The sequence below is a fragment of the Pseudomonas sp. PB103 genome, from assembly GCF_009764635.1.
GTDB lineage: Bacteria > Pseudomonadota > Gammaproteobacteria > Pseudomonadales > Pseudomonadaceae > Aquipseudomonas.
Map to the genome: position 1 here is coordinate 1 of NZ_RWIL01000149.1, position 15,666 is coordinate 15,666.

Genomic DNA, 15,666 nt, shown 5'->3' on the forward strand with positions numbered 1-15,666 from the left:
CACGCTGCGATCTTTTGATCTTTTTTTACAATCAACATCAAAAGATCGCAGCGTGCCGCAGCTCCTACAGGGAATGTTGTCACTCGGAGGAGGGGGTGATGCGGCAGCTTTTGCGCTCGCGAATCTGTTCGTCCGTGGGGCGTTCGCGGACGAATTCGAAGCGCGGTTCACCCTCGCTGTAATGCACCAGCCAGCCCCATTCCAACTCCTGTTCGTCCTGCCCGGGCTGCGGCGGGCGGGCCCACCATGGCTCTTTGCTGAGGATCTCGCGCATGGCGGCCTCCGTTGATGGCAATCCTTGAACTATAGCTTCCCGTGACGAGTCGTCAGATCAGGCTGTGTAGAATCCGGCCGATGACGATGAACGACAGGAGCAGGGCCATGACCGATGACGCGCGCAGGGATGAACCGTCCAAACGGCTGTTTTTTGCGTTGGATTGCCCGCCGGCGCAGCGCAAGGCAATTGCTCAGTGGCGTGCTGATCTGGGCTTGCGAACCGGCAAATCGGTGCCAGCGGACAATTTTCACCTGACGCTGCTGTTTCTCGGCGCCGTGCCGTTGGCGCAAATCAATGAAGTTTGTGAAGCCGCCGGCCAGGTGCGTACGCCGGGGGCAGCGTTGCGGATTGCGCTGGATCGTTTGCAGGTCTGGCATCGCGCCGGCGTCTTGTCGCTGGCGCCGGAGCAGGCGCCGCAGGCTTTACTGCGGCTGGTCTACGCGCTGGAGCAGGCGATGCTGCCGTTCGGCCTTGAAGAGACTGCCCGCGAGTTTCGTCCGCACCTGACCTTGGCCCGCGACTACCGCGCACCGGAGCCGGAATCCGCCACGCCACCGGAGTTTTTCCTGCGCGCTGAACGTTTTGCCTTGTTTGAATCGCACAAGGGCCGCTATCGGATTCTGCAAGAGTGGTCGCTGATTTGAAGGCACAAAAAAAGGCGCCCGAGGGCGCCTGAATTCACCTGAGCCGAGGGAGCCAGGTGAGGCCGTTCATAGCAGGGTGCAGCGGTGGTAAGGCGCTGCGCGAACGGGAAATAATTAATTCTTTAAGTACGTACAATCGGCATTGGGTACTGTATTCAATGTGATCAAAAATCCTGTGGGAGCTGGCTTGCCAGCGATGGGGGCGGCACGTCCAGCATCATCGTTACTGACCCACCGCTATCGCTGGCAAGCCAGCTCCCACATGTTCATCAGTGTTGTTGGAATCCCAACTCCGTAAGTTACTTACCGAGTTTCACCCGAGTCCAGCCGCGCGTCATGATGCGCTGGGTGGCAATCGGCTGATCCGGCACCGCATACAGCGTCGCCATCACCGCTTGCGACGGGTACGAGCCCGGGTCGTTGCGGATCGCTTCGTCCACCAATGGCGTGGCCGCCGCGTTGGCGTTGCTGTAGCCGTTGCTGTTAGTGATCTCGGCGATGATGTCCGGGCGCATCAGGAAGTCCATGAACAGGTAGGCGTTGTCGACGTTGGCGGCATCGCGCGGGATCGCGACCATGTCATAGAAGCTGCCGGCGCCTTCCTTGGGAATGCTGTAATCGATCACCACGTTGTTGCCCGATTCCACCGCGCGGGCCTTGGCCTGCAGCACGTCACCGGAGTAGCCGACCGCCACGCAGATGTTGCCGTTGGCCAGATCGGAGATGTATTTCGAGGAATGGAAGTACGCCACGTTCGGGCGAATCTTCATGAACAGCGCCTCGGCTTCCTTGATGTGCGCGGTGTCCTTGTCGTTCACCGGATAACCCAGGTAGTGCAGGGCGGCCGGGATCATTTCGGTCGGCGAGTCGAGGAAACTAATGCCGCAGGCTTTGAGTTTTTCAGCGTTTTCCGGCTTGAACAGCAAGTCCCAGGAATTGGTCGGGGCGTTGGCGCCGAGCACTTCCTTGACCTTGGCCGGGTTGAAACCGATGCCGATCGAGCCCCACATGTACGGGAACGCGTGGGCGTTGTCCGGATCACTGGCGGCGGCGTTTTTCAGCAGCACCGGGTTGAGATTCTTCCAGTTCGGCAGCTTCGATTTGTCCAGCGTCTGATACACGCCGGCCTTGATCTGCTTGGCCAGGAAACTGTTCGACGGCACGACTAGGTCGTAGCCGGATTTGCCCGCCAGCAAACGCGCCTCAAGGGTCTCGTTGCTGTCGAAGACGTCGTAGGTCACGCGGATGCCGGTCTCGTCTTCGAACTTCTTGACGGTGTCCGGCGCGATGTAATCGGACCAGTTGTAAACACGCAGCACCTTGTCGTTGGCCTGGGCGCCCATGACCATCGCGCCCATTAAGGACAGTGTCAGCAGAGTCCTGCCAAACATATTCATCGGTACAACTCCATTCTTCTTATTCAAAAAACACAAAGCCAGAACTCGGTTAACAGCGCCTGCTTATGTAGGAGCTGTCGAGTGAAACGAGGCTGCGATCTTTTGATCTTTCACATCAAGGTCAAAAGATCGCAGCGTGCCGCAGCTCCTACAGGGTTATGCGGTGGCGGCTTGTTGCGGTTGCTGCCACGACTCGTTTGCGGTCTGATCCATCGCTTCCTGAATTGCACGCTTGCGGTTGGCCTCTGCCTTGCGGCCGAAGTACCAGACCAGGAAGGTCACCAAGGAAACCGCCAGCAGAATCAGGCTCGCCACCGCGTTGATCTCAGGCTTCACGCCCAGACGCACTGCCGAGAACACCTCCATCGGCAAGGTCGTCGAACCTGGCCCGGAGACGAAGCTGGCCAATACCAGGTCATCCAGCGACAAGGCGAACGACATCATCCCGCCCGCGGCCAGCGACGGCGCGATCATTGGAATGGTGATCAGGAAAAACACCTTGAACGGCTTCGCCCCGAGATCCATCGCCGCTTCTTCGATCGACAGATCCAGTTCGCGAAGGCGGGCGGAGACTACCACCGCCACATAGGCGGCACAAAAAGTGGTGTGGGCGATCCAGATCGTGACGATGCCACGCTCTTGCGGCCAGCCGATCAACTGCGCCATCGCCACAAACAGCAGCAACAGCGACAGACCGGTGATCACTTCAGGCATCACCAACGGCGCGGTGACCAGACCGCCGAATAGAGTGCGGCCCTTGAAGCGAGTTACACGGGTCAGCACGAATGCCGCCAATGTGCCCAATGCCACCGCAGCAATCGCGGTGTAGCAGGCGATTTCCAGCGAGCGCACCACCGAGCCCATCAGTTGCGTGTTGTCGAGCAAACCGACGTACCACTTCACCGACCAGCCACCCCACACCGTCACCAGTTTGGATGCGTTAAACGAGTAGATCACCAGAATCAGCATCGGCAGATAAATGAACATCAGGCCGAAGATCAGCATGAACTTGGAAAAACCGAAGCGTTTCATCCCCGTGCCTCCATCTCTTTGGCCTGGCTGCGGTTGAACAGCAGAATCGGCACAATCAGGATCAACAGCATCACCACCGCCAGCGCAGACGCTACCGGCCAGTCGCGGTTATTGAAGAACTCTTGCCACAGCACGCGACCGATCATCAGCGTCTCCGGGCCACCCAACAGTTCAGGGATCACGAACTCACCGACAACCGGAATGAACACCAGCATGCAGCCGGCAATAATCCCGTTCTTGGCCAGCGGCACGGTGATTTTCCAGAAGTTGTTGAAGTTGCTCGAACCCAGATCCTGCGCGGCTTCCAGCAGGCTGCCGTCGTGCTTGACGAGGTTGGCGTACAGCGGCAACACCATGAACGGCAGGTAGGCGTAAACCACACCGATATAGACGGCGGTGTTGGTGTTGAGGATCTCGATCGGGTGATCGGTGAGACCCGTCCACATCAGAAACGCGTTGAGCAAACCGTTGTTGCTGAGGATGCCCATCCACGCGTAAACGCGGATCAGGATCGCGGTCCAGGTCGGCATCATGATCAACAGCAGCAGGACGTTTTGCGTTTCCTTGCCGGTCTTGGTGATCGCATAGGCCATAGGGAAACCGATCAGCAGGCACATCATCGTGCTCAGCGCCGCGACTTTCAGCGAACCGAGGTAGGCCGACAGGTACAGCTCGTCTTCGCCGAGCATGGTGTAGTTGCCGATGTTCAGCAGCAGCTGGAATTTCTGTTCGGCGTAGGTGTAGATCTCCGAGTACGGCGGGATCGACAGCGCGGCTTCCGAGAAGCTGATCTTCATCACCAGAAAGAACGGCAGCATGAAGAACAGGAACAGCCAGATGAACGGAATACCGATCACCAGTTTTCGTCCGCTGGGCACCAGGCGCAGGAATTGCTGATTGAAGGTTCTCATGAGCGCAGTACCACGCCGCTGTCGTCTTCCCACCAGACGTAGACTTTGTCGTCCCAGGTCGGACGCGCGCCACGGCGTTCGGCGTTGGCCATGAACGACTGGACGATTTTGCCGCCGGGCAGTTCGACGTAGAACACCGAGTGACCGCCGAGGTAGGCGATGTCATGCACTTTGCCTTCGGACCAGTTGTAGCGGAACTCCGGTTGAGTGGTGCTGACGAGCATTTTTTCCGGACGGATCGCGTAGGTGATCGACTTGTCCTGCACCGAGGTGCTGACGCCGTGACCGACGTAGATCTTCTGCTGCAAGTCCGGGCTGTGGATGATCGCGTGACCTTCAAGGTCTTCCACCACGGTGCCGTCGAAGGCGTTCACGTTGCCGATAAACTCGCAGACCATGCGGCTGACCGGGGCTTCATAGATGTCGATCGGGCTACCGATCTGGGCGATCCAGCCGAGGTGCATGATCGCGATGCGCTCGGCCATGGTCATGGCCTCTTCCTGGTCGTGAGTCACCATCACGCAGGTCACGCCAACACGCTCGATGATCTGCACCAGCTCCAGTTGCATCTGCGAACGCAGCTTTTTATCCAGCGCACCCATCGGTTCGTCGAGCAGCAACAGCTTCGGACGTTTGGCCAGGGAGCGGGCGAGGGCGACACGCTGACGCTGGCCGCCGGACAACTGGTGCGGCTTGCGTTTGGCGTATTGGGTCATGTGCACCAGGCGCAGCATTTCATCGACGCGGGCATCGATTTCACTGGCTGGCAAACGGTCCTGCTTCAGACCGAAGGCGATGTTCTGCGCAACGGTCATGTGTGGGAACAGCGCGTAAGACTGGAACATCATGTTGATCGGCCGCTCGTACGGCGGCATGTCAGTGATGTCCACGCCGTCGAGCAGAATCCGCCCTTCAGTCGGCCGTTCGAAACCGGCGAGCATGCGCAGCAGGGTCGATTTGCCCGAACCGGAGCCGCCGAGCAGGGCGAAGATTTCGCCCTGATGGATCTCCAGGGACACATCGTCCACTGCCGTGGTTTCGTCGAACTTCTTGGTGACACGATCGACTTTCACCAGCACCTTTTTCGGTTGCTGATGACCTTCAAGTGCCTTCCTGTAAGTGCTGGAGGCGTTTGCCATGTGAAACTCCCAACAGGTTTCAGTCGCGCGGCCAATGTGGCCGGGCTTAAGTGGATTGCAAGCCAGGAACAACCATTCCCCTCACACATGGCCCTGTAGGAGCTGCCGAAGGCTGCGATCCTTTGATCTTGTTTTTTACAATCAACATCAAAAGATCGCAGCCTTCGGCAGCTCCTACAGGGGCCACGTTTTCAGTGGGTTGCCCTGGCTTGGTCGGCGCCGCCGTCCTGGCTGCCTGGGTCGTACTTGTTGTTATTACGGGTGTTGCTGTTCACGAATGACGGATGTGCGCAGGCACACCCGACGTTCGCGGGGGCAGTAAATCGTTACTAATTCCTGGGTTGGATCAGCGCTGGTTGCGTCGCGCCGCCCGTTGCCGGCAAGCCGCGCCGAAGGCCTGGAAAATCTTCAGGTAATTCGGGTTGTCGAGCACTTGCCATTCCGGGTGCCATTGCACGCCGAGGGCGAAGGTCGGGCTGTGCTCGACCGAGACCGCCTCGATCAAGCCGTCCGGCGCCAGCGCTTCGGCACGCAGGCCGGGCGCGAGGCGATCGATGCCCTGGCTGTGAATCGAGTTGACCTGGAACTCGCCCGGCAGCGCCAGCGCTTCGAACACACCGCCACCAAGCACGGTCACCGCATGGGCCGGTGCGTATTGCACGGCCACATCAGGGCTGTCGGCTTCGCGGTGATCGAGCATGCCCGGCAGCTCATGCACCTTTTGATGCAGGCTGCCGCCGAACGCCACGTTCATTTCCTGGAAGCCACGGCAAATGCCGAGCACCGGAACGCCCGCCGCGATGGCTGCACGCAATAAAGGAAGGGTGGTGGCATCCCGCGCCGGATCGTGATCCGTGCCGGGTGCGCTGGCCGGGCCTTGATAGTGGAAGGGTTCCACGTTCGAGGGCGAGCCGGTCAGCAGCAGACCGTCGAGTTGACCGAGCAGGTCTTCGATTTCAGTCAGGTTGCCAAGGGAAGGAATGACCACTGGCAACCCTTCAGCGCCAACGCTGACAGCACGTAAGTACTTGTCGCCGCTGATGTGATAGGGATGCAGGCCAATCTGTTTGACGCACGCAGTAACGCCGATCAATGGCTTGAATGCCATTTTTATTCACCTCGAAGTTTGACACTTGAACGAGCTTTTCCGGAGCTTAGCCTCGTTGATTTTAATTAACAACTGCCATGTAAAAAATTCTAAACGCCGTTCATCATATCTTCATGATTCTCGGGGCTCTGGCGCCTGTATTGGCACGAAAGTGTTAAAAAAAGCCCGAAAAATAAACCCTGAGCGGCCATCTGTTCGCTATTGACTTCACTTTGCCGTTCGGGTTGACTGGCTCGGCGAAACAGCAGTGAACATAATAATTAACAGCTAAATAGGTGCATCATGTCGGTCCCTCTGCGTACCGTTCAACTCAACGAAGCAAACGCATTCCTTAAGAAATATCCTGAGGTTTTGTACGTCGACCTTCTGATTGCGGATATGAACGGTGTGGTGCGCGGCAAGCGCATCGAACGCACCAGTCTTCATAAGGTGTACGAGAAAGGCATCAACCTGCCGGCCTCGCTTTTCGCCCTCGACATCAATGGCTCCACGGTGGAAAGCACCGGCCTGGGTCTGGACATCGGCGACGCTGACCGTATTTGTTATCCAATCCCCGGCACCCTGAGCATCGAGCCGTGGCAGAAACGCCCAACCGCACAACTCCTGATGACCATGCACGAGATCGAAGGCCAGCCGTTCTTCGCTGACCCGCGTGAAGTGCTGGCCAACGTCGTGCGCAAATTCGACGACCTCGGCCTGACCATTTGCGCCGCGTTCGAACTCGAGTTCTATCTGATCGACCAGGACAACGTTAATGGTCGTCCGCAGTCGCCGCGTTCGCCGGTTTCCGGCAAGCGTCCGGTGTCGACTCAGGTTTATTTGATCGACGATCTCGACGAATACGTCGATTGCCTGCAAGACATCCTCGAAGGTGCGAAAGAGCAGGGCATCCCGGCTGACGCCATCGTCAAGGAAAGCGCCCCGGCGCAATTCGAAGTCAACCTGCATCACGTCTCCGACCCGATCAAGGCGTGCGATTACGCGGTCCTGCTCAAGCGTCTGGTGAAGAACATCGCCTACGACCACGAGATGGACACCACCTTCATGGCCAAGCCGTATCCGGGCCAGGCGGGCAACGGTCTGCACGTGCACATTTCGATCCTGGACAAAGAAGGCAACAACATCTTCGCCAGCGAGGATCCCGAGCAGAACGCCGCACTGCGTCACGCGATCGGCGGTGTGCTGGAGACCCTGCCCGCGCAGATGGCTTTCCTCTGCCCGAACGTCAACTCGTACCGCCGCTTCGGCGCGCAGTTCTACGTACCTAACTCGCCGAGCTGGGGCATCGACAACCGCACCGTGGCTGTTCGTGTACCGACCGGTTCGGCGGATGCCGTACGCATCGAGCATCGTGTCGCCGGTGCCGACGCCAATCCGTATTTGTTGATGGCCTCGGTGCTGGCCGGTATTCACCACGGTCTGACCAATCAGATCGAGCCGGGCGCTCCGGTTGAAGGCAACAGCTACGAGCAGAACGAACAGAGCCTGCCGAACAACCTGCGCGACGCACTGCGCGAGCTGGACGACAGCGAAGTCATGGCCAAGTACATCGACCCGCTGTACATCGACGTGTTCGTGGCGTGCAAGGAAAGCGAATTGGCCGAGTTCGAAAACTCGATCTCTGACCTTGAGTACAACTGGTATCTGCATACGGTGTGATGGGTTGAGGCCCTCAAAAGCCGAAGAGCCCCTCACCCTAACCCTCCCGAAACGTCGGACCGCCCAAAGGGAGAGGGGACTGATCCGGGAATGCTCGGGCAATCCGCCGACCTGAACGATTTTTGCCGAATCCATAATCGACTCGGTCGTTCAGGTCGGTGTATCTCCCAAGACAACTCGGTCGGTCCCCTCTACCTCCGGGAGAGGGCTAGGGTGAGGGCAGCCATCTCAAGCCAGACACAGCAACCCGATACCCCCAAATCCCCCCTTGTCGAGCCACAACAATGACAACGACCCGCAACGACTGGGAACAACGCTTCCAGTCCCTGACCATCGAAGCCCGCGCGTTCATCAACGGTGAATACCGCCCGGCCATCAGTGGCGAAACCTTCGAATGCCTGAGCCCCGTCGACGGCCGTTTCCTCGCCTCCGTGGCCAGCACCGATGAAGCCGACGCCAACCTCGCCGTTGAAGTCGCGCGTCAGTCTTTCGAGTCCGGCGTGTGGGCGAAAAAAGCCCCGGCCGAGCGCAAGCGCATTCTGATCCGCTTCGCCGATCTGATCCTGCAGAACCAGGAAGAACTGGCGCTGCTGGAAACTCTCGACATGGGTAAACCGATCAGCGATTCGATGAGCATCGACATCCCGGCGACCGCCAACGCGATCCGCTGGAGCGCCGAAGCCATCGACAAGATCTACGACGAAGTCGCCGCCACCCCGCACGACCAACTCGGCCTCGTCACCCGCGAGCCTTCCGGTGTGGTCGCGGCCATCGTGCCGTGGAATTTCCCGCTGATCATGGCCAGCTGGAAATTCGCCCCGGCGCTGGCAGCGGGCAACTCGTTCATTCTGAAACCTTCGGAAAAGTCGCCACTGACGGCGATCCGCATCGCGCAACTGGCGCTCGATGCCGGCATTCCGAAAGGCGTGTTCAACGTCCTGCCAGGCTTCGGTCACACCGTCGGCAAGGCGTTGGCGTTGCACATGGACGTCGACGTGCTGGCCTTCACCGGCTCCACGGCGATTGCCAAGCAACTGATGATTTATGCCGGCCAGAGCAACATGAAACGCGTCTGGCTCGAAGCAGGAGGCAAGAGCCCGAACGTGGTGTTTGCCGACGCACCGGATTTGCGCGCGGCAGCACAAGCAGCGGCCGGCGCCATTGCCTTCAACCAGGGCGAAGTGTGCACCGCCGGTTCGCGTTTGCTGGTCGAGCGTTCGATCCGCGAACAGTTCATCCCTCTGTTGGTGGAAGCGCTGCAAGCGTGGAAACCGGGTCACGCACTGGATCCGGCCACCACCGTCGGCGCCGTGGTCGATCAGCGTCAACTCGACAACGTGCTGCGCTACATCAGCATCGGTCGTGAGCAGGGCGCCGAGCTGATTACTGGCGGCCAGCGCACCCTCGAAGAAACCGGCGGCCTCTATGTGCAACCGGCGCTCTTCGACGGCGTGACCAACGCAATGACCATCGCACAGGAAGAAATTTTCGGCCCGGTGCTGTCGCTGATCACGTTCGACACCGCCGAAGAAGCGCTGCATATCGCCAACGACAGCATCTTCGGCCTCGCCGCCGGCGTCTGGACCAGCAATCTCAGCAAGGCGCACACCTTCGCCCGTGGCCTGCGTGCCGGCAGCGTCTGGGTCAACCAGTACGACGGCGGCGACATGACCGCACCGTTCGGTGGCTTCAAACAGTCGGGCAACGGCCGCGATAAATCGCTGCACGCGTTCGACAAGTACACCGAGCTGAAAGCGACCTGGATCAAGCTCTGACTCTATTACAGCGGTGGTCGCCGTTCATTGGCGGCCCTCGGAGAAACGTATGAAACAGCAGCACGTAAACAGCTACTACGCCGCCACCCGTAACGAAGTCATCGACTTCCCGGTTCTGGAAGAAGCGGTGGACTGCGATGTCTGCATCATCGGCGCGGGCTACACCGGCCTGTCCTCGGCACTGTTCCTGACCGAGGCCGGCTACAAAGTGACCGTGCTGGAAGCAGCGAAAGTCGGCTACGGCGCCAGCGGTCGCAACGGCGGTCAACTGGTAAACTCCTATAGCCGCGACGTCGATGTGATCGAAGAGCGCTACGGCGACAAGACCGCGGAAATTCTCGGCAGCATGATCTTCGAAGGCGCCGACATCATCCGTTCGCGCATCAAGGAATACGACATCAAATGCGACTACCGCCCGGGCGGTATCTTCGCAGCGATGAACAAAAAACAACTCAACGGTCTGGCCGAGCAAAAGCGCAGTTGGGAACGTTACGGCAACCGCAATCTGAAGATGCTCGACGCGGCCGACATTCGTCGTGAGGTCGGCTCCGATGCTTACGTGGGTGGCCTGCTGGACATGCAGGGCGGGCACATTCACCCGCTGAACCTGGCGCTGGGTGAAGCCGCCGCCATCGTGCGTCTGGGTGGCAAAATCTACGAGCAATCCGCTGCCGTGGAAATCACCTACGGCGAGCCGATTACCGTGCGCACGGCCAAAGGCCTGGTGCGCGCCAAGTACCTGCTGATCGCCGGCAACGCCTACCTGCCGCAAGGTCTGGACAACCGCGTGACCGCGAAAAGCATGCCGTGCGGCTCGCAGATCGTTGTCACCGAACCGTTGACCGAGAAACAGGCCCGCAGCCTGATCACCAACAATTACTGCGTCGAAGACTGCAATTACTTGCTGGATTACTACCGCCTGACTGCCGACAACCGTCTGCTCTACGGCGGCGGTGTGGTCTACGGCGCGCGCGAACCGGACGATATCGAACAACTGATCCGGCCGAAGATCCTCAAGACCTTCCCGCAACTCAAAGACGTCAAAATCGATTACCGCTGGACCGGCAATTTCCTGCTGACCATGTCACGCATGCCGCAATTCGGCCGCATCGAGAAAAACGCCTACTACATGCAAGGCTACAGCGGCCACGGCGTTACGTGCTCGCACCTGGCCGGCAAACTGATCTCGGAAATGATCCGTGGCGACGCCGAGCGTTTCGACGCCTTCGCGTCCTTGCCGCACATGCCAATGCTCGGCGGCCGCACCTTCTCGGCGCCGCTGACGGCCCTGGGCGCCGTCTACTACTCGCTGCGCGACCGCTTCGGCATCTGAGTTACCTCCCCGGCGGCGGTCCCCAAGGCCCCGCCGGTTTTTCTTATCGCAACACCGCAGATATCCAGATGTGGGCGCTGGCTTGCCAGCGATGAGGCCAGCCAACACAACATCAATCCGACTGAAACACCAAAGATCAAATTGTAGGAGTGAGCCTGCTCGCGATGAGGCCAGCCCAGTCAACATCCCTCCCGCTGACACACCACAAAATCCTGTGGGAGCTGGCTTGCCAGCGATAGCGGCCGATCAGCAAAAGGGATGTTGAATGTGCCACCCAATCGCTGGCAAGCCAGCTCCCACAGGTTTTGCATTCAGCCCGGAATTACCACCGGCAGGTTCATTTCACCCACCGTCCATCGAACCTGCTGAGCAACACCGGCAAACGTGATTTAATAGCCGCCTTTCACGGTTCCGGGACACGGGAGCAACGTGATCCGCGCCCTCGGCGCGTCACCCGCCACCCACCCCCATCGCCCTTAAGTCGTTCTCACATAAGGCTGTCATGGATACGGGTTCTCGACTCAAACTAGTACGCGAAAGCTACAAACTCTCCCAGCGTGAGCTGGCCCGGCGTAGCGGCGTGACCAATGCCACCATCTCCCTGATCGAACAGAATCGCGTCAGCCCTTCCGTCAGCTCATTGAAAAAGCTGCTCGAAGGCATCCCGATGTCCTTGGCCGACTTCTTCACCTTCGACCAGCCGCCACGCGAACATCAATACGTATTCCGCGCCAACGAACAGCCAGATCTGGGCCGCCATGGCCTGCGCCTGCTGCTGATCGGCGCCTCCGTGCCAAGCCGGCAGATGCGCTTGCTGCGCGAGCAATACGCGCCGGGCGCAAGTTCCGGGGAAGAGCCGATTGTGCATGCCGAGGGCGAGGAGTGTGGGCTTGTGACGCGCGGGACTGTTGAGTTGACCGTGGATGGCTCGGTGAGTGTTTTGAATGCGGGGGATGGGTACTATTTTCCGACGACGCTGCCGCATAAGTTCCGGAATATCGGGGCGGATGAGGCGGAGATTATCAGTGCGAATACGCCGGCGAATTTTTGAAAATACTTTCTCCAAGTACGAACTTTCCCGTTATGGAGACTTGGCTTCTCGTCAGTGAAAGTTGAGAGGCGGCTAGGCCTGTTTAATTAAAGAGGCCTAGCCGTTTTTAAGTTTTAATTATTTCTTTTTGCTTTGCTGTAACTCTGCACCAGGATCGCTGCAGTGTTGGTTTTGGCATTGCTGTGGAGTAGCGTTTTCCGTAACAATAAAATCCCCCCTTGCAGCTCCACGTGCTGCACATCTGTCGCACCATACTTCGTGTTTTATATCGTATCCGTTGATATTCCCTGCTTTCATCTCATCTCTCCTTAAGGTTGTATGGCTGGTCCGAACGCTATCAAATCGCTATCGCTATTTCCATGCCCAATCACGGATATATGGGCTATCGAAAAATATGGGGGTGAAAAGACAGCCGTTTTCTGAACCTGTTTCTTCTACGTTGCAGCCTCAAACCCCCGCTGTTCAATTACCCGAAATACATCACTCACATCCTGCACCATGATTCTGGCGATGTTGGTGACGGTGTTGATGTCACGCTCGGCGTAGTCGGGGAGGCTGGTGCAGGCGATGAGGTCGAGGTATTTGAGAACGGCGTTGAGGCGTTCGGCGAGGCAGGCGTGGAGTTCGCGCAGTGGGGCGTCGGCGTCGATCAGTAGGACAGGGTGGTCGGTGGCGGGGTGGGACATGTGGGCGTAGTGGTGGAGCGGTTTTTTGATCGTCATAAGATTGCTCTTCAAATAATTAAGAAGTGCCACCTTTCTGCTGCGAAACAAAGGGGTGGCAGCTGTATGCGGGTTCGCAGACCGGAGAAGAGCCAAACCGGCAGACCCGAAGGTCTCCCACACACAGCCGCCATATAGCGAAACGGCGGCGAATTTTGCCACAGTTGTCATCTAGCGGTGTGTGTCACTTCTGAGGGCTGCGAAACCCATCGCCAACTGCGGTCAGCGACAACCCCACTCTAGGCAGCAATTCCCGCATCCACAACCGACCTGTAGGACGCAAACCCAATCCTGTGGCGAGGGGATTTATCCCCGATCGGCGACGCAGTCGTCGTAATCCGGCGCCCACGCTATGTCAGGAGAAGTCAGCTCGCCGGATTGGGGCCGCTTCGCAGCCCAGCGGGGATGAATCCCCTCGCCACAAGGGGTGTTTTCCTACGCGTTTTTCAGACTTCAAATTCAGTCGAATCTCAAATCATGGCTTTGCATCCCGTTTGGAACTTTCCTTAAAAATGATGTCAATTTGATGGCGTGTCGCGACGCTCGTTTTGAACGGATCTAGCAGTGCCAGGCTGTTTCCTGGTAAGCCCAAGGAAGTGTGAGATGAAGCTGATTCTTGCGATGTTGTTGATGTTCAGCGGTTACGTTTCCGCCAGTTGTGCCAGCATCAGTGATCCTGTCAAACGCAATTATTGCCAGGCCACGCAGGAAGGCAGTAGTTGTTATTCCATCGACAATTACGATTTGCGCACGGCCTGCGAAGCGGAGAAGGGCGGTTCATGCGCTAGTATCGAGGATCGTGATCAGCGCGCTTATTGCGACGCCAAGAAAGGCGCTAGTTGTTATTCCATCGACAATTACGATATGCGTACGGCCTGCGAAGCGGAGAAAGGTGGTTCATGCGCTAGTATCGGGGATCGTGACCAGCGCGCCTTCTGCGAAGCGAAGCAGGGCAGTAGCTGTGCGAGCATCGGCGATGGGGACCTGCGCAACCAGTGCGAAGCCATGAAACGTTGATTGATCTGTTTGCCCCAAACGCAAAAAAGGGACACTCAGTGGTGTCCCTTTTTTATCGGCAACTCACAACCGCTATTTCGCCCTCCAATGCCCACCCCCATTCTCACAATCAATCCGCGCCTGCGCCAAATGCTCCACGTCGTAGTAATACGTGGTCACCTGTGCGCTGGCCGGGATGTTTAGCGCCTTGGCGTTTTTGTCCTTGCTGGTGGAATGCGGGTTGGCCAGCGACTCCTGGGTGAGGGTGGCGATACACGATGCCTGATAGTGGTCGGCGCAGTGTTCGACTTTGTTCTTGGTGCTGCTGAGCATGTCTTTGCTTTCGTTGCTGCACGACCAATCGATGGCATTGACGGGCATGCCTTCGTATTCGTAGCAGCTGTGGGTTTCGATGGCCGGCACCGAGGCGCTGGAGGATTGCGTTTGCACATCGCAACCCTCGGCCATGACGCAGGTGGGGATGACGCTGAAAGTGGCAAGCAGGAGCAGAAATCGAATGTTCATCGCTGTTTCCTCTGCGGTGACGCCATTGCCGATCACTGACAGGGCGTCTCTTTCTTTCGAGATGACGTGGCGCGGGGAGGTTCAATCAGGTTGTTCGTTTGCACCGCTCCGGTAGACTGCCAACCATCGCGACTCTCCAGCGCCCCAAGGATCGGAACATTGCCATGATCGAAATCGGCAGCCGCAACAACGCCCCCACGCCGCAACACAAAAGCCACGATGTGTATCTGTTCAGTATCGACCCGTCGCGGCCGGCGACACCGTTCTGTTTCGAGCAGTCGATTGGCGGTGGGCATGCCGAGCAGGGCGGGGCGCGCTGGCTGGCGCTGGATGAGCTGGACGCCTGGCCCGGCCAATGTCGGGAGCACCTGAAAAAAGCCGATTGCGCCTGGGTCGTCGAGTTGCTCGATGCCCACCCCGATGCCGATCAGGCAGCGCTGGTGTCGATGATTCTCAAGCAGCATGCCGAGGCGGGTACGTCCGGTGGGCGCTTGAAGGCGATTGGCGGTTGGCTCAAGCGCAATATTCATGTTGGCGGCCGCTACGGCCTTTAACCTTCGGAGACTCCCATGACTCAGACACTCGAACGCGCCATTGCCATCGCTGCCACGGCTCATGCGGGGCAGGTCGACAAGGGCGGCGCGCCGTACATTTTGCATCCGCTGAAAGTGATGATGCGCATGTCTTCGCTGGAGGAGCGCATCGTCGCCGTGCTGCACGATGTGGTCGAGGATTGTGACATCAGCCTTGAGGACCTGCGCCAGGAAGGTTTCAGCGAGGACGTGCTGACGGCCATTGCAGCCGTCACCAAAGTGCCTGGCGAGTCCTATGAGGACTTCGTCGAACGCGCGGGGCAGAACCCGATTGGTCGGGCGGTGAAACTGGCGGATCTGGAAGAGAACAGCGACCTCTCGCGTATCGCCTCGCCGAGCTGGGAAGACCTCGAGCGGATCGAGAAGTATCGCCGCGCCATCGCAAGACTGCGCGGCTGAAACCCCGTCTGGCTGAAAGCACGCCACACCGCATCCGGTAGGAGCTGCCGCAGGCTGCGATCTTTTGATCTGCTTTTTGAAAAACAAAGTCAAAAGATCGCAGCC

Annotated in this window: 16 protein-coding genes; 8 read left to right on the plus strand and 8 right to left on the minus strand. The window is 58.6% G+C overall.

Annotated elements, in window-relative coordinates; all coding sequences use genetic code 11:
- Nucleotides 1–79 precede the first annotated feature (79 nt).
- Nucleotides 80–274 (minus strand): hypothetical protein, encoded by a 195-nt coding sequence (locus tag EJA70_RS26565; RefSeq protein WP_158834803.1) that lies wholly within the window; start codon nt 272–274, stop codon nt 80–82.
- Nucleotides 275–381: 107 nt separating this feature from the next.
- On the opposite strand from EJA70_RS26565, the gene thpR reads away from it, so the two are divergent.
- Nucleotides 382–921 (plus strand): RNA 2',3'-cyclic phosphodiesterase, encoded by a 540-nt coding sequence (thpR, locus tag EJA70_RS26570; RefSeq protein ID WP_158834805.1) that lies wholly within the window; start codon nt 382–384, stop codon nt 919–921.
- Between the two features lie 299 nt (nt 922–1,220).
- On the opposite strand, the gene EJA70_RS26575 is transcribed toward thpR, so the two are convergent.
- The 5 genes from EJA70_RS26575 to EJA70_RS26595 form a co-directional block, all read right to left on the minus strand.
- A complete protein-coding gene (locus EJA70_RS26575) occupies nt 1,221–2,318 on the minus strand; it encodes a polyamine ABC transporter substrate-binding protein (protein ID WP_008086899.1) in 1,098 nt (365 codons plus the stop codon).
- Nucleotides 2,319–2,474: 156 nt separating this feature from the next.
- Nucleotides 2,475–3,350 (minus strand): ABC transporter permease subunit, encoded by an 876-nt coding sequence (locus EJA70_RS26580; RefSeq protein WP_034155531.1) that lies wholly within the window; start codon nt 3,348–3,350, stop codon nt 2,475–2,477.
- The gene (locus EJA70_RS26585) at nt 3,347–4,228 is read right to left on the minus strand and encodes an ABC transporter permease subunit (RefSeq protein WP_371042493.1); all 882 of its coding nucleotides are present in this window, start codon (nt 4,226–4,228) and stop codon (nt 3,347–3,349) included. The genes EJA70_RS26580 and EJA70_RS26585 overlap by 4 nt, the downstream gene beginning before the upstream one ends.
- Nucleotides 4,229–4,257: 29 nt before the next feature.
- Nucleotides 4,258–5,400: an ABC transporter ATP-binding protein gene (locus EJA70_RS26590; RefSeq protein ID WP_008086902.1), complete on the minus strand. Its 1,143-nt coding sequence runs from the start codon at nt 5,398–5,400 to the stop codon at nt 4,258–4,260.
- Between the two features lie 346 nt (nt 5,401–5,746).
- Entirely contained in the window at nt 5,747–6,508 is a 762-nt protein-coding gene (locus EJA70_RS26595; protein WP_158834808.1) for a gamma-glutamyl-gamma-aminobutyrate hydrolase family protein, read from the minus strand.
- A 282-nt stretch (nt 6,509–6,790) separates the two neighbouring features.
- Between EJA70_RS26595 and EJA70_RS26600 the strand changes: the two genes are divergently transcribed.
- The 4 genes from EJA70_RS26600 to EJA70_RS26615 all read left to right on the plus strand — a co-directional run bounded on the left by EJA70_RS26600 (nt 6,791) and on the right by EJA70_RS26615 (nt 12,326).
- Nucleotides 6,791–8,167 (plus strand): glutamine synthetase family protein, encoded by a 1,377-nt coding sequence (locus EJA70_RS26600; protein WP_158834811.1) that lies wholly within the window; start codon nt 6,791–6,793, stop codon nt 8,165–8,167.
- A gap of 284 nt (nt 8,168–8,451) precedes the next feature.
- Entirely contained in the window at nt 8,452–9,942 is a 1,491-nt protein-coding gene (locus tag EJA70_RS26605; protein WP_158834814.1) for an aldehyde dehydrogenase, read from the plus strand.
- 49 nt (nt 9,943–9,991) lie between these two features.
- Nucleotides 9,992–11,275: an FAD-binding oxidoreductase gene (locus EJA70_RS26610; RefSeq protein WP_158834817.1), complete on the plus strand. Its 1,284-nt coding sequence runs from the start codon at nt 9,992–9,994 to the stop codon at nt 11,273–11,275.
- 502 nt (nt 11,276–11,777) lie between these two features.
- Nucleotides 11,778–12,326, plus strand: coding sequence for a cupin domain-containing protein (locus EJA70_RS26615; protein WP_007950154.1), 549 nt, complete (start codon nt 11,778–11,780; stop codon nt 12,324–12,326).
- Between the two features lie 434 nt (nt 12,327–12,760).
- On the opposite strand, the gene EJA70_RS26620 is transcribed toward EJA70_RS26615, so the two are convergent.
- Nucleotides 12,761–13,048 carry a fructose-bisphosphate aldolase gene (locus EJA70_RS26620; RefSeq protein ID WP_158834820.1) on the minus strand — a complete coding sequence of 96 codons (288 nt, stop codon included), beginning with the start codon at nt 13,046–13,048 and terminating at the stop codon, nt 12,761–12,763.
- A 603-nt stretch (nt 13,049–13,651) separates the two neighbouring features.
- Between EJA70_RS26620 and EJA70_RS26625 the strand changes: the two genes are divergently transcribed.
- The gene (locus EJA70_RS26625; RefSeq protein ID WP_158834823.1) at nt 13,652–14,065 is read left to right on the plus strand and encodes a hypothetical protein; all 414 of its coding nucleotides are present in this window, start codon (nt 13,652–13,654) and stop codon (nt 14,063–14,065) included.
- A 72-nt stretch (nt 14,066–14,137) separates the two neighbouring features.
- On the opposite strand, the gene EJA70_RS26630 is transcribed toward EJA70_RS26625, so the two are convergent.
- Entirely contained in the window at nt 14,138–14,569 is a 432-nt protein-coding gene (locus EJA70_RS26630) for a hypothetical protein (protein ID WP_158834826.1), read from the minus strand.
- Between the two features lie 164 nt (nt 14,570–14,733).
- Between EJA70_RS26630 and EJA70_RS26635 the strand changes: the two genes are divergently transcribed.
- Together EJA70_RS26635 and EJA70_RS26640 are read left to right on the plus strand one after the other, a co-directional pair.
- Complete coding sequence (locus EJA70_RS26635; protein WP_008086910.1) at nt 14,734–15,123, plus strand: hypothetical protein; 390 nt, start codon at nt 14,734–14,736, stop codon at nt 15,121–15,123.
- Nucleotides 15,124–15,138: 15 nt separating this feature from the next.
- Nucleotides 15,139–15,561 carry an HD domain-containing protein gene (locus EJA70_RS26640; RefSeq protein ID WP_158834828.1) on the plus strand — a complete coding sequence of 141 codons (423 nt, stop codon included), beginning with the start codon at nt 15,139–15,141 and terminating at the stop codon, nt 15,559–15,561.
- The last annotated feature ends 105 nt before the right edge of the window (nt 15,562–15,666 follow it).